The organism is Methyloligella solikamskensis (assembly GCF_042676065.1).
Lineage (GTDB): Bacteria > Pseudomonadota > Alphaproteobacteria > Rhizobiales > Methyloligellaceae > Methyloligella > Methyloligella solikamskensis.
Map to the genome: position 1 here is coordinate 2,027,685 of NZ_JBHTJO010000001.1, position 12,708 is coordinate 2,040,392.

At 64.6% G+C, this 12,708-nt stretch carries 10 protein-coding genes; 2 read left to right on the forward strand and 8 right to left on the reverse strand.

Annotation, left to right across the window (positions count from 1 at the left end; all coding sequences use genetic code 11):
* Window positions 1-111: 111 nt before the first annotated feature.
* Entirely contained in the window at window positions 112-417 is a 306-nt protein-coding gene (locus tag ACFQ2F_RS09875; protein ID WP_379089300.1) for an FAD assembly factor SdhE, read from the reverse strand.
* A 241-nt stretch (window positions 418-658) separates the two neighbouring features.
* Between ACFQ2F_RS09875 and recG the strand changes: the two genes are divergently transcribed.
* A complete protein-coding gene (recG, locus tag ACFQ2F_RS09880) occupies window positions 659-2,800 on the forward strand; it encodes an ATP-dependent DNA helicase RecG (RefSeq protein WP_379089303.1) in 2,142 nt (713 codons plus the stop codon).
* 15 nt (window positions 2,801-2,815) lie between these two features.
* Here the strand turns inward: recG and ACFQ2F_RS09885 are convergent, their stop codons facing one another.
* The 4 genes from ACFQ2F_RS09885 to glmU all read right to left on the reverse strand — a co-directional run bounded on the left by ACFQ2F_RS09885 (window position 2,816) and on the right by glmU (window position 8,306).
* The gene (locus ACFQ2F_RS09885; RefSeq protein ID WP_379089306.1) at window positions 2,816-3,622 is read right to left on the reverse strand and encodes a DUF502 domain-containing protein; all 807 of its coding nucleotides are present in this window, start codon (window positions 3,620-3,622) and stop codon (window positions 2,816-2,818) included.
* 220 nt (window positions 3,623-3,842) lie between these two features.
* Window positions 3,843-4,961 (reverse strand): SPOR domain-containing protein, encoded by a 1,119-nt coding sequence (locus ACFQ2F_RS09890; RefSeq protein ID WP_379089309.1) that lies wholly within the window; start codon window positions 4,959-4,961, stop codon window positions 3,843-3,845.
* 45 nt (window positions 4,962-5,006) lie between these two features.
* The gene (gene glmS / locus ACFQ2F_RS09895) at window positions 5,007-6,827 is read right to left on the reverse strand and encodes a glutamine--fructose-6-phosphate transaminase (isomerizing) (RefSeq protein WP_379089312.1); all 1,821 of its coding nucleotides are present in this window, start codon (window positions 6,825-6,827) and stop codon (window positions 5,007-5,009) included.
* 120 nt (window positions 6,828-6,947) lie between these two features.
* Complete coding sequence (gene glmU, locus ACFQ2F_RS09900) at window positions 6,948-8,306, reverse strand: bifunctional UDP-N-acetylglucosamine diphosphorylase/glucosamine-1-phosphate N-acetyltransferase GlmU (RefSeq protein ID WP_379089315.1); 1,359 nt, start codon at window positions 8,304-8,306, stop codon at window positions 6,948-6,950.
* A gap of 251 nt (window positions 8,307-8,557) precedes the next feature.
* Here glmU and ACFQ2F_RS09905 point away from each other — a divergent pair, with 251 nt between their 5' ends.
* Window positions 8,558-9,550 carry an SPOR domain-containing protein gene (locus ACFQ2F_RS09905; RefSeq protein ID WP_379089321.1) on the forward strand — a complete coding sequence of 331 codons (993 nt, stop codon included), beginning with the start codon at window positions 8,558-8,560 and terminating at the stop codon, window positions 9,548-9,550.
* Window positions 9,551-9,587: 37 nt separating this feature from the next.
* Here the strand turns inward: ACFQ2F_RS09905 and ACFQ2F_RS09910 are convergent, their stop codons facing one another.
* The 3 genes from ACFQ2F_RS09910 to ACFQ2F_RS09920 form a co-directional block, all read right to left on the reverse strand.
* Window positions 9,588-10,763 (reverse strand): amino acid ABC transporter substrate-binding protein, encoded by a 1,176-nt coding sequence (locus ACFQ2F_RS09910; protein ID WP_379089326.1) that lies wholly within the window; start codon window positions 10,761-10,763, stop codon window positions 9,588-9,590.
* Between the two features lie 237 nt (window positions 10,764-11,000).
* Window positions 11,001-11,909 carry a KPN_02809 family neutral zinc metallopeptidase gene (ypfJ, locus tag ACFQ2F_RS09915; RefSeq protein WP_379089332.1) on the reverse strand — a complete coding sequence of 303 codons (909 nt, stop codon included), beginning with the start codon at window positions 11,907-11,909 and terminating at the stop codon, window positions 11,001-11,003.
* Between the two features lie 360 nt (window positions 11,910-12,269).
* The gene (locus ACFQ2F_RS09920; RefSeq protein ID WP_379089335.1) at window positions 12,270-12,701 is read right to left on the reverse strand and encodes a hypothetical protein; all 432 of its coding nucleotides are present in this window, start codon (window positions 12,699-12,701) and stop codon (window positions 12,270-12,272) included.
* Window positions 12,702-12,708: the final 7 nt, after the last annotated feature.

Genomic DNA, 12,708 nt, shown 5'->3' on the forward strand with positions numbered 1-12,708 from the left:
CGTCCACGCCTTCGGGCACGCCGCCGGCGACCACGTGCTTGCCGGAAAGCAACCCCTGGACCGGGGTCGAGAGAAGAGATGGGTCTTTCGCCACGATAAAGTCTGTTCGCCTCAGTTTGTCTTGCCGCCGTTTCCGTCCGTCTCCGTGGCGTCCTTGAAGCCGTGGAAACGCCGCATCCGGCCGATCAGTTCGTCGAGCCCCGGCTCGCCGAGGCGCGTTCCTTCATAGATGCATTCGGCGAGGAGCGGATCCGGGGCCTCGATCAGCTGCTCCATCACCGTCAGATCGCCGGAGCCCATCTCCGGGATCGTCTCCGCGGCGTAGCGGCCGAGAAGAAAATCCATCTCCTTGCTGCCGCGATGGGTCGCCCGGTAGAGCGCGCGGCGCCGGCGGAGGTCCATCTGGGCATCGGCCATCGAGGAGAAATCCCATTTCAGGTTTTCCGAACGCGCTGTCGATGCGGCATTCGGCAAGGCTTTCGCAGCGCCCCGAATCCCCGGCATATTGGGTGCATCTCAACCACTGCCCCCGCGTCTCGCGCGCTTTCTGAGTCTGACGGACGCGCGAGAGGCAACCGGGCGTTCTCTCGGGGGAGGTTTAAGTGCCGGGCCGACCCAGTTCTGTCAAGCTGCGCCCCTTGTCTTCGGGTTCCGAACCATGGCCGAGCGACGATTAGCCTCTACGCGGCCGAGCGCGCTGGCGCCCCTCTTCGCGCCGCTCACGAGCCTGAAGGGCGTTGGACCGCGCGTCGCCAAGCTTCTGAAGACGCTGCTCCGGTCCAAACGGCAGCCGGAGGCGCTCTATCTGCTCGACCTCCTGCTGCATCTGCCGGCGGGCGGCATAGACCGGCGCATGACCGGATCGATCGCCCAAGCCCGGATCGGCGAGCTTGCCACCCTGAAGGTGCGCATCGCCGAGCACCGGCCTGGGGCACCGGGTCGCTTCAAGCGCCGCAGCCCCTATCGCGTGCTGGTGGAGGATGAGACCGGCGCCCTGGATCTGGTCTATTTCAATGCCGACCGGTCCTATCTGCAGCGAACGCTGCCCGTGGGCGAGGACCGACTGATCTCCGGCAAGGTGGAGGCCTATGACGGCTACCTCCAGATGCCCCATCCGGATTATGTGGCGCGGGCCGACGGCAAGGATCTGCCGGAGGTGGAGCCGGTTTATCCGCTGACGACGGGGTTGGGGAATCCCTTGCTGCGGCGGCTCATCGGCCAAGCGTTGGCGCAGGTACCTGAACTCCCCGAGTGGATCGATGCCGCTTGGCTGAAGAAGAACGAGTGGCCTGGCTTCAAAAAGGCGCTCCTGGCGAGCCACCGGCCGCAGAGCTTCGCCGATCTGGAGCCGACGTCGCCGGCCCGCGCCCGTCTTGCCTATGACGAGCTGCTGGCAAACCAGCTGGCGCTCGCCGCGATCCGTCAGCGCATCCGCAAAGCGAAGGGGCGCTCAATCAAAGGCGACGGGCGTATCCGCAAGAAGATCCTCGATGCTCTACCCTTCGAGCTGACGGGCGCCCAGCGCTTCGCTCTATCTGAGATCGACGGCGATATGGCCGATGCTCACCGCATGCTGCGGCTTCTGCAGGGCGATGTGGGAAGCGGCAAGACGGTGGTCGCCCTGCTGGCTATGGCGGCAGCCATCGAGACGGGCGGCCAGGCGGCGTTCATGGCGCCGACGGAGATCCTGGCCCGGCAGCATGCCAAGACCCTGGAAGGCTTCGCCACGCCCGCGGGCCTTACGGTCGAAATCCTGACCGGCCGGGAAAAGGGCAAGACCCGGCAGGCGCTGCTGGAGCGGCTGCGAGATGGCCAGATCGACATCCTGATCGGCACTCATGCCCTGTTCCAGGAAGGCGTTGACTTCAAGGATCTGGCGCTGGCCGTGATCGACGAGCAGCACCGCTTCGGGGTGCATCAGCGGTTGGCGCTGCAAGGAAAGAACGCTGGCGCAGGCGCAGAGCTTCTCGTCATGACGGCAACGCCGATCCCCCGCACGCTGCTGCTGACCAATTTCGGCGACATGGACGTGTCCAAGCTCGACGAGAAGCCGCCTGGCCGCACCCCGATCCAGACCCGCACGGTGCCAGACGATCGGCTGGCCGAGGTGGTCGAAGGAGCCCAGCGGGCGGTGGCGAATGGCGCCCAGGTCTATTGGGTGTGCCCGCTTGTGGCGGAGTCCGAGACCCTCGATATCGCTGCCGCCGAAGAGCGCTTTGCGGTGCTTCAGAAGATCTTCGGCGATCAGGTCGGGCTGATCCACGGACAGCTCAAGGCCAAGGAGAAGGACGAGGTGATGGGCCGGTTCGCCGACGGCGAGCTTTCCATCCTGGTCTCCACCACGGTGATTGAGGTCGGCGTGGACGTGCCCAATGCCAGCATCATGATCATCGAGCACGCAGAGCGGTTCGGTCTTTCCCAGCTCCATCAGCTCCGGGGCCGGGTCGGCCGCGGCGCCAAGGAGTCCGCCTGCATCCTGCTCTATCGCCAGCCGCTGACCGAGATGGCAAAGGAGCGGCTCAACGTCATGCGGCGGACCGAGGACGGGTTCGTGATCGCGGAGGAAGATTTGCGCCTGCGCGGCGGCGGCGAGGTGCTGGGGACCCGTCAGAGCGGCATGCCGGCGTTCCGTTTGGCGCGGCTGCCGGAGCATGCCGAACTTCTGGAGGCCGCCCGGGACGAAGCGCGGCTTGCGCTGACGCGGGATCCACGGCTTTCGGAACCGCGATCGCAAGCACTGAAGACCCTGCTCTATCTCTTCGAGCGGGACGATGCGATCCGTCTGCTGCGCGCCGGCTAGGCGCTGGCGAAGCGATCAGGATGCGGTCTCTTCTTCCTTTGCCGGGGAGGCCGATTCGATCTCAGCCGGGCTCTCGGCCTTCTTCCGGCGTCGGCTACGCTTCGGCTTTGTGATTTCTTTTTGGAGCTCGGCGATGGACTGCTCCTTGTCCGGCGAGACGAGGCCGGCGGAGAGCACCAGCTTCACCCCCTCCTCCACGGTCATGTCGAGGATTTGGACGTCCTTGGACGGCATGAACATGACGAAGCCCGTGGTCGGGTTCGGGGCGTTGGGCATGAAGACGGTGATGATCTCATCGCCATTGCCCGCCTTCTGCTTCACCTCGTTCGGCGTCTCGCCGGAGATGAAGGCGACGGCATAGACGCCCTGCCGCGGGAACTCGATGAGCCCGACTTTTTTGAAGGAGTGGCCGGTGTCGGCGAAGATCGACTGGAAGATCTGCTTCAGCAGGCGGTAGACGCCACGGACCACGGGCATCCGGTCGAGCAGGATCTCGCCATAGGCGAACAGCGTGCGGCCGAACAGATTGGCCATCAGCGCGCCAATGAACATCAGGCCGAGGATGCCGACGATGAGGCCAACGCCCGGGATGTTCACGGGCAGATAGGTCTCTGGCAGGTAATCCTGCGGGATGAGCGGCTTCACCCAATTGTCGACGAGGTTGATGAACCACCAGACGACGTAGATCGTGATGGCGATCGGGCCGACGACGATCAGGCCCGTAAGAAAATAGCCGCGCAGCCGGGCGAGAAAATGCGAGGAATGGCCTGCTCCCGCAGCCGCGAGCTGCCGAAGCTGATCCTCATGCTCTTGTTGGTTCATTTCAGCGTTCTGTCCTCGAGCCCGGTTTGGGCCACCTCACCCCAAAATTGCACTGCCGTCTGTCCTGCGCCCTCATTGTCGCCGGCATGCCTCTCGGCATGCGCGTGCCCTTGCGGCCGCCGGAGGAAGCGTATCTAGCGCTTGCGGCAGTCACACGACAATAGGTCATCTGGGCGGATGATGCAGGAGGCTGCGTAAGGTTTTTGGCGAGCGCTACACCCTAACGCGCAACCACCAAAAAGCATTCAACGCCACTGCGCTTCAGATCGTTGCAGAGCTTCTCGCTCTCAGCCTTGTCGCTGAAAGGGCCGATCTGGAGCCGATAGAACGTGCCCAGATCGCCGACATCGGCCTCTTCGATCTGGGGCGTCTTGCTGGCTAGAGCGGGATTGGACGACGATACTTTCTGCCAAAGCTGGCGAGCTTCGGCCTCGGACCGGCTCGCGGCGAGCTGAAGGCGATAGCCGCCTCCGCCCGCTGCTGTCGACGCGGTCTGGGCGGGCGGCTCGGCATAGGAATTACCCCAGGAGCCGAACCAACGGGTGATCGCATTGCCGCTCGGCTCAGGCTGCGGGGCCGGTGCGGGTGCTGCCTGAGGCGGTTGGCTGGGAGCGGCCGCGGGCGCCGGTGCCTGCGGCGGGGGGCTCGCCGGAATCGTCTGATCACCTGTGGCGACCTGTGTCGACCAGCCTTCCGTTGCGGCCGGACCTGAGGTCGTGGTCTGGGCCGGCGGAGGCGCCTTGGCAGGTGTGCCGGTGGTGCCGCTGAAGGGCGACAGACGATCCCAGAAGCCGCCGACGGCGACCTGCTGGGTGCCGGTGGCGACCTCGCGGACATTCACGCCACCCTGCTGAGTCAGACGCGCGGTCTGGCTGGGGGCCGCTTTCTGGGCATAGGCCAGTTCGCGCTTGGATTCCTCGGCCAGGCCGAGATCGCGATAGGCAAAGCCACGCTCCACCTGGGCCGCCACGCGGTCCGTCGACGGAAGGCCGAGGAAGATGCCGTTGCCGAGATCGGCGATCGCCTGGGTGTGGCGTCCGAGCTTCCGGTTCGCCAGCCCGCGATAATAGAGAGCGAGCGCTGCATCGCGGGAGCTCATGCTTTCGTCGCCGAGCGCCGCGGTGAGCTGCTGGACGGCGCTCTGATAGCGGCCAGCGCGGAGCTCCGCCGCCCCGGTGTTCACCTGGGCGCTGACGGCAGAGGCGGCCGCCGGAGCCAGGCAAAGCACAAAAAGCGCCATCGCAAGGAAGAGGCCGGTCGTCTTGGAACGGCCCGCTGCCTCGTGAGCGATAGCGGCGAAAGGTTTGGGCGCGCCGGAGCGCTGCCGAGCTTCGATCATACCCGTGCTCAAGCAGATAATTCAGGCGAATCCGAGGCTTTCAATCTATTCGACGGTAACAGATTTTGCCAGATTTCGCGGTTGATCCACGTCCGTGCCCATCAACGTTGCCGTGTGATAGGCGATCAGCTGGATGGGTATGGCATAGACCAGCGGTGCCACGAAAGGATCGACGGGCGGAACGTGCAGAAGTCCGTCCAGCGCGCAGCCCGCCTCGCCGGATTCCGCATCGCTGATCAGGATGATCTGACCGCCGCGGGCGGCGACCTCCTGCATGTTGGAGACGGTCTTGTCGAACAGCCCGTCCCGGGGCGCGATCACGATGACGGGCATCTTCTCGTCGATCAGGGCGATGGGCCCGTGCTTCAGCTCGCCGGCGGCATAGCCCTCCGCGTGGATGTAGGAGATCTCCTTCAGCTTCAGCGCGCCTTCCATGGCCAGCGGGAAGTTCTGTCCCCGGCCGAGATAAAGCACGTCGTCCGCCTTGGAGAGCGCGTGGCCGATCTCTTCGTAAGGGACCTCATCGCGCAGCAGCGTCGCCATGTGGCGCGGCACCTCGTTCAGCGCGCCGACCAGCTCCTTCTCCCGGGCCTCGTCGATGACGCCCCGGGCCTTGCCGGCAGCGATGGCAAGACAGGCCAGCACGGTGAGCTGGGCGGTGAAGGCTTTCGTCGACGCGACGCCGATCTCCGGCCCGGCAAGGGTCGGCAGGACGAGGTCGGATTCCCGGGCGATGGAGGACTCGGTCACGTTGACCACGGAAATGATCTTCTGGCCGTGCTCGCGGCAATGGCGGAGTGTGGCCAGGGTGTCGGCCGTCTCGCCCGATTGGGAGATGAACAGGGACACGCCGCCCTCATCCAGCACCGCATCCCGGTAGCGGAGCTCGGAGGCGATATCGACCTCGACGGGCAGCCGCGCCCAACGCTCGAACCAGTATTTGGCGACGAGCCCTGCGTAATATGCCGTGCCGCAGGCGGAGATAGTGAGCCGCGGGATCTCGGCGAAGTCGAAGGGAAGCTCGGGCAGTTCGATCTCGTCGGTGTCGAAGCGGACGAGGCTCGCCAGCGTGTGGCCGACGACCTCCGGCTGCTCGTGAATCTCCTTCGCCATGAAGTGGCGGTGGTTGCCCTTGTCGACCAGGAGCGCCTGGGCGTGGGACTGGGAGACGGGCCGCTGCACGGCCTTGCCCTCCCGGTCGCGAATGGCGAGGCCTTCGCGGGTCAGCACGGCCCAGTCGCCGTCTTCCAGATAGACCACCCGGTCGGTGAAGGGGGCGAGCGCGATGGCGTCGGAGCCGACATACATCTCGCCGGTTCCGAGCCCGATGGCGAGCGGGCTGCCCTGGCGGGCGACGATCATCAGATCCTCGAAGCCGCGGAAGATGATGGCCAGCGCAAAGGCGCCTTCCAGCTTCTGCAGCGTATGAAAGACCGAGCGGACCGGATCGTTGCCGGCCTTCAGCTCGCGGGCGATGAGATGAGCGATGACTTCCGTGTCCGTGTCGCTATCGAAAATAGCGCCGTCGGCCTGAAGCTCGGATTTCAGCTCACGGAAATTCTCGATGATGCCGTTATGGACCACCGCCACGTCGTCGGTCATGTGGGGGTGGGCATTACCCTCGGTCGGCTTGCCGTGGGTCGCCCAGCGGGTATGGCCGATCCCCGTATGGCCATGGAGCGGGTGCTCCTCCACGACGCGCTCCAGATTGCGTAGCTTGCCTTGGGCGCGGCGGCGCGCGAGCACGCCATCCTCGAGCGTCGCGATGCCGGCGGAATCGTAACCGCGATATTCTAGGCGCTTCAGGGCGTCGAGGAGCTGCTCGGCGACCGGTTCTTTGCTGAGGATTCCGACAATTCCGCACATATTCGATTCAATTCCTTCAACTACCCGCACCGATAGGTAGGGCAGCCAGCCAACGGGCTGCAATTCAAACGCTATTTCCCATTATTTCCCCGAATCGGGGAGCAGAGATCTGCCAGGTGGTTAGCCGCGTTGTTTGGCTTTCATGCGGCGGGCCTTGTACCGGGTCGCCCAGTCCGCCTTCTCTTCCTGGGGCGAGCGGCTCAAGGACAGGGCGCCAGGTGAGACGTCGTGGACGATGACGCTGCCCGAACCGATATAGGCGCCGTCGCCAATCTTCACAGGGGCGACGAGGGAGGTATTGGAGCCGATGAAGGCGCCCTCGCCCACCTCGGTGCGATGCTTGTCGAAGCCATCGTAATTGCAGGTGATGGTGCCGGCGCCGATATTGGCGCCCGCGCCGATGCCAGCATCGCCGATATAGGTCAGGTGATTGACCTTGGCGCCCTCGCCCACGGTCGCCTTCTTGATCTCGACGAAATTGCCGATATGGGCGCCTTCGGCGAGCTCGGCGCCGGGTCGCAGCCTGGCGAACGGTCCGATGGTGGCGTTCTTGCCGATGATCGCCTGCTCGAAATGACAGAAGCTCTTGATATGCGCGCCCTCGCCCACGGTGACGCCAGGGCCGAAGAAGACGTTAGGCTCGATAATGACGTCGGAGGCGATCTCCGTATCGGCACTGAGGAACACGGTCTCGGGCGCCGTCATGGTCACACCATTGGCCAGCGCGCGGGCCCGCAGGCGCTGCTGCATGACGCTCTCGGCAATGGCGAGCTCGGCCCGGGAGTTCACGCCCAGAAGGGTTTCGGGATCGGCGGTCACGATCTCGAGGCTCAGCCCGTCGGCGGCGGCCAGGCCCACCGCGTCTGTGAGATAGTATTCGCCCTTGGCGTTGTCGTTGCCGATCCGGTCGAGCAGGCTCGAAAGCAGCGCGCCGGATGCGAAGCCCACGATCCCTGAATTGCAAAGGGTGATCCGCTTCTCGTCTTCGCTCGCATCCTTCTCCTCGCGAATTCCGGTAAGCGTGCCCGCATCGTCAACGAGAAGCCGCCCATATCCCGTCGGGTCCGGGGCTTCAAAGCCGACCACGACGAGATCGGCGCCGCCGCGCAACCCGTCTTGCACTTTCGTCAGGGTCTCCGGCTCCAGGAGCGGCGTGTCGCCATAGAGAACGAGGACAGGGCCGTCGGCCTTCTGAAGCGCGTCCTTCGCAGCCAACACAGCATCGGCCGTGCCGCGCTGTTCCTGCTGCACGAAGACATCGAGCCCGTCGGCAAAGCTCTTGCCGGCCTCTTCCACCTGCTCCATGTCGGGGCCGACCACGAGGGCCTGGCGTCCGATGCCGGCCACCTTCACCACGGCGAAGACATGGGCGAGCATGGGCGCGTTCGCGATCCCATGCAGCACCTTGGGATGAGCGGACTTCATCCTAGTGCCCTTGCCGGCGGCGAGGATGACAGCGGTGGTTTCGGGTTTGGACATCGTTTCCCCGGATTTGAGGCGTGTTCTAAAAGCGTGATTTTGCGCAGACCGGCCAGCCGTTCACACGCTCGCCTGTCTAATACAAAGCTCTTGTTAGAACCATACGCGTAGGATTTTTGCTTTAAGGTGTACTTCGTCCACGAATTGACCTTACACGGGAAGCGGATAAGCTCCGGCGGCGGCTTGCCGGACCGGCGTTTTGGCCTATCTTGGCCAGTGCGGCGCGTGGCGAAGAGGAGGGGTAATAGCGTATGTATGTGAAGGATCGCCCTAGCGGATTCCGGGATTTTCTCCCGAAGGTCTTCGCGATCTTCTGGGTGGTGCTGGGCGGATTCTCCGGCGCCTATCTCTTTAGCGTCATGCAAGAGCCGCAGATCTTGCAGATCACCCAGACGGCGCCCGCCCCCGCCGCGCCTGAGAAAGATACTGCCTCCGAAGAGGCGCTTCAGCGCAACATGGCCGCCGACGAGGCTCAGCAACAAGAGATTGCCGAGCTGAAAGCCACCATCGATCAATTGCAGCAGCGGCTCTCGGGCGTCGACACAAGGCTCAGCCCGATCGAGAAGCTGCTTGGCCCCGTGGCCGCCATGCCGCAGCACGAATCGGCCGTGACGACAGCACCGCCCTCGCCGCAGCCGAAGCCAATGGAGGAAGCGACGGAGCCGGAGCCCGTGGATGAGCCTGCCGAGACCGAAGAGGCAGCGGCGCCACCTGTCCCGCCTACCCCTGAACCCGCCCCCGATCCGGAACCGGCACCGGCCGAAGAGACGGCCGAGGCACCCGCGCCCGCACCTGAGGAGACGGCCGAGGCTTCTGAGCCCGAGGTGCCATCCGGCGAGGTCCCTTCCGGTGAAGTTCCGTCCGGCGAGGTGACGCCGGCTGAAGAGCCCCTGCCGCCGGCCGGGGTGGATGCCGACGAAACGCCGCGGGAGACCGCCAGCCTCGGCGAAAGTCCGGCCGCGCTCGCAGCCCCCGACCTGCCGCCGGGCACGAACCGGTTCGGCATCGAGATCGGCACGGTGGAAAGCCGCGACAAGCTGCGGCCGCTGTGGCGCAACATGCTCACAAATCACGCGGCACTGGTTGCGGGTCTTGAAGCACGCCGGGTCATGGCGCCGGACAATCAGTGGCGCCTCGTTGCCGGCCCCTTCTCAGATGCGACAGAGGCCGCGCGGGCTTGTGCTGCGTTCAAGAAGTCGGACCTGCCGTGCGAGCCGACGGTGTTTGCCGGGGATTCCCTCTAACCACATGGTTTGCGGGCTCGCCTGAGCTCAGCCTGGATCAGCGCGCGGGGCGGAGCTGGATTACCGGCTCGGCCCGGCCGAACTTGTTCGGGGCCAGCATCACGTATTCGCCGTTGATCACCTGCATCAGCAGCATAGGCTTGGCGATGTTGCGGCCGCCGTCATCGAAATCGATAGGCCCGTAGAACGTCTCGGTCTCCAGAGCTGCAAGCGTCTCGCGGACCTTGTCGGGATCGAGACTGTCGCACTTCTCGATGGCTCTGAGATACACCAGGATCGCAGCGGAAGCCTGGGCAGCCTGATTGGGCGGCGGGTAGCCGTAGCGCCTGCTGAACTTCTCCGCGTAGTCATGCGCCGACCCGAAGACATCGTCCCGATAGGGCACGGACGGGTGCCATTGCATGGGGCAGAACACACCTTCGCTGAAGCCGGGCTTGGCCTTGATGATGTTGGCCGGATGGCAATGGGTCACCGCAAGCATCGGAACCGCGATACGCTGACGATGCAGATGGTCGAGCGCTGCCAGGGCTGCCTCCTCGTGACCGGAGATCACCATGATGTCGGGCTCCAGCCGCTTCACCCTATCGAGGGTCATGCTCATATCGGTCGGGTCTTGCGGCAGCCGGTCGTCGATCACGAGGCGCATGTCGTGCTTGCGGATTTCGCTGAGCACCTCGTCGCGAAGATCGCGGCTGAACCGGTCGTCGCGGACGGCCAGGCCCACGCGGATCTCCGAAGCGGGCTTGCCCAGCTTCGGCGCCGCCTTTTCCGCGGCCACGACGAAGACGTCGTCCATGTAGTGCTCGGTGGTTGTCAGGACCCCGAAGAGATAGCGGTAGCCGCGCTCGAAAAGGCTGCTGCCGGCGGCGCCCGCCTCGAGCATGGGAAGCTTGTAGCGCTCTGCGATGGGCTCGACGGCCTGGGCGAGCTGGGTCGAGTACGGGCCGAGCAGGAACCGAACGCCCTCCTGTCGGACCATATTCTCGACGATGGTGGTCGCCTCCCCCGCCTCCGACCTGTCGTCCCGATAGGTGAGCACAATTTCACGGTGTTCGCCGTTCACGAGGATGCCGCCCCGGGCGTTGATGGTCTCGACGGCGAATTCATAGCCATCGCGCACATAGCGTCCGCTCGTGGCGAAGGTGCCACTCAGAGAGATGGCGGCGCCGATATGGATGACCTGCTGATTGTCGTGGGAGGCGTCGGCGGCCAAGCTCGGGCCACCGTGGAAAAGCACGGGCAACGCGCAGAATAGTATAATTCCGAGTGTGCCCGCTGCCCAAGAGCGGCTCAACCGCATCGCCACCTCCAAGACAGCCTTGGAGGGACATTCATGCCCCTCGAATGACCCTGCCCTCACGAAACAGAATCATACGCTTTCTCAAAGGCCCCGTCTATTTGTGCGTGTACGGAGCATTACGCAGCCGTTAAAAAACGGCGCATTTTTCAACTAAAGGCTGTCGGCGCTGAAGGTGTCGCAATCGGAAACGCTGCCGCTTTCGAAGCCGCGCTTGAACCAGCGGGAACGCATCTCCGACGATCCGTGGGTGAACGAATCGGGCACGACATATCCTTGGGTCTGCTTCTGGATGTTGTCGTCGCCGATGGCGCTCGCCGCACGCAGCGCTTCGTCGACGTCTCCGGGCTGCAGGATGTCCTTGGAGCGGTCGGCATGGTTGGCGAAAACGCCCGCCAGACAATCGGCCTGGAGCTCCATGCGGACCTGGAGCGCATTGGATTGCCGCTCGCTCGCGCCCTGCTGGGCCGCCCTGACCTGATCGGCCACGCCGAGCTGCTTTTGCACGTGATGGCCGATCTCATGAGCGATGACATAGGCCTGAGCGAAGTCGCCCGGCGCATCGAAGCGGGATTTGAGCTCCCGGAAGAAGGAGAAGTCGAGATAGACCTTCTGATCCTGGGGACAATAGAACGGGCCCATGGCGGCCATGCCGAGACCGCAGGCCGACGAGACGCGGCCGCTGTAGAGCACCAGCTCGGGCTCCCTGTAGGTGCGTCCGCCTTCGGAAAAGATCTCGTTCCAGACATCCTCCGTATCGGCGAGCACGACGGAGACGAATTTCTTCATCTCGTCGTTCGCGTCCGTGCCCGTCTGATCGTCTGTGCGCTGCTCGGTCTGCTGAGACGGTGGCGGCGCGCCGCCCTCCTGGAGGAGCACCCGCGGGTCGATACCGAAGAACAACATCAGGCCGACAATAATCAGAAGCCCGACGATGCCGATGCCGCCCTTGCCGCCGACGGGGATGCGCATGCCGCCCCCGCCCGGGAAGCCTGCGGAGTAGCCTCCGCGACCGCGGCGATCTTCGACATTGCTGCTCTCTCTGCGACCGCGCCAGCGCATATCTCAGTCCTTCTCAGCGGTTACGCGCCAAGCGCTACGCGGCTTGGTCACGCCCATTTTGCATGGGCTAGTTGAAGGCACAAGAGAGCGAAGAGTTCCGCGGCCGCACCATTCAGAGAAGCTTCAAAGAAGTGTCGCAGCACTGCCATGCAGGCTTGCCATGGTGGCAACCATCCGAGGCGCCAAGCGCCCGGAAGTAACCCGCGTTCGGAGTAAGCTTTGAGCCTCGGCACTCCCCGCGCCGGGGCTCATCTTTTTTCCGCCCCGGTCTTGTTTCCAGACCCGGTCTTGGAAGCGCATGAGGCGGCCCACCGATCCGGCAGGCCGCCCCAAGGATTGATCTTCCGATAACGCAGACGGTTACGGGCTCAGGCTGTCGCCTGCCCCCTCGTCACCGCTGTCATCCATCATCGGCTCATCGGACATGGAGCCATCGTCCATCTCCTCGCCCATGGAGGCGTTGGGTTCCGGCTCGTCCGGAGCCATGGCGTCGGACTCGTCCGGCGCGGTGGTCTCGTCTTCCGGTGCGGCTGCGTTGGGCTCAGGCGCCATAGGGTCGGATGCGTCGGGTTCCTCGGTCATGGTGCCCTGCTCTTCCGGCACTTCCGCGTTCGGCTCCTCAGCCGGGGCGGCTTCCTCGGTGACGCTTTCTTCCGTGGTGGTTTCATCGACCACGGCTTCGCCCGCTTGGTCGCCGTACATGAAATACGCAGCGATGATCAGGGCGAGAACTATGCCGCCCAGAACGATCGCCAAAAAGGCCTTACCCCCACTCTCGTGCTCGTTCGCCATTGTTTGC

Bases quoted from the DNA above. Each gene is read 5' to 3' on its own strand.
- ACFQ2F_RS09875 (WP_379089300.1), bottom strand. From the start codon at position 417: ATGGCCGATGCCCAGATGGACCTCCGCCGGCGCCGCGCGCTCTACCGG.
- recG (WP_379089303.1), top strand. From the start codon at position 659: ATGGCCGAGCGACGATTAGCCTCTACGCGGCCGAGCGCGCTGGCGCCC.
- ACFQ2F_RS09885 (WP_379089306.1), bottom strand. From the start codon at position 3,622: ATGAACCAACAAGAGCATGAGGATCAGCTTCGGCAGCTCGCGGCTGCG.
- ACFQ2F_RS09890 (WP_379089309.1), bottom strand. From the start codon at position 4,961: ATGATCGAAGCTCGGCAGCGCTCCGGCGCGCCCAAACCTTTCGCCGCT.
- glmS (WP_379089312.1), bottom strand. From the start codon at position 6,827: ATGTGCGGAATTGTCGGAATCCTCAGCAAAGAACCGGTCGCCGAGCAG.
- glmU (WP_379089315.1), bottom strand. From the start codon at position 8,306: ATGTCCAAACCCGAAACCACCGCTGTCATCCTCGCCGCCGGCAAGGGC.
- ACFQ2F_RS09905 (WP_379089321.1), top strand. From the start codon at position 8,558: ATGTATGTGAAGGATCGCCCTAGCGGATTCCGGGATTTTCTCCCGAAG.
- ypfJ (WP_379089332.1), bottom strand. From the start codon at position 11,909: ATGCGCTGGCGCGGTCGCAGAGAGAGCAGCAATGTCGAAGATCGCCGC.
- ACFQ2F_RS09920 (WP_379089335.1), bottom strand. From the start codon at position 12,701: ATGGCGAACGAGCACGAGAGTGGGGGTAAGGCCTTTTTGGCGATCGTT.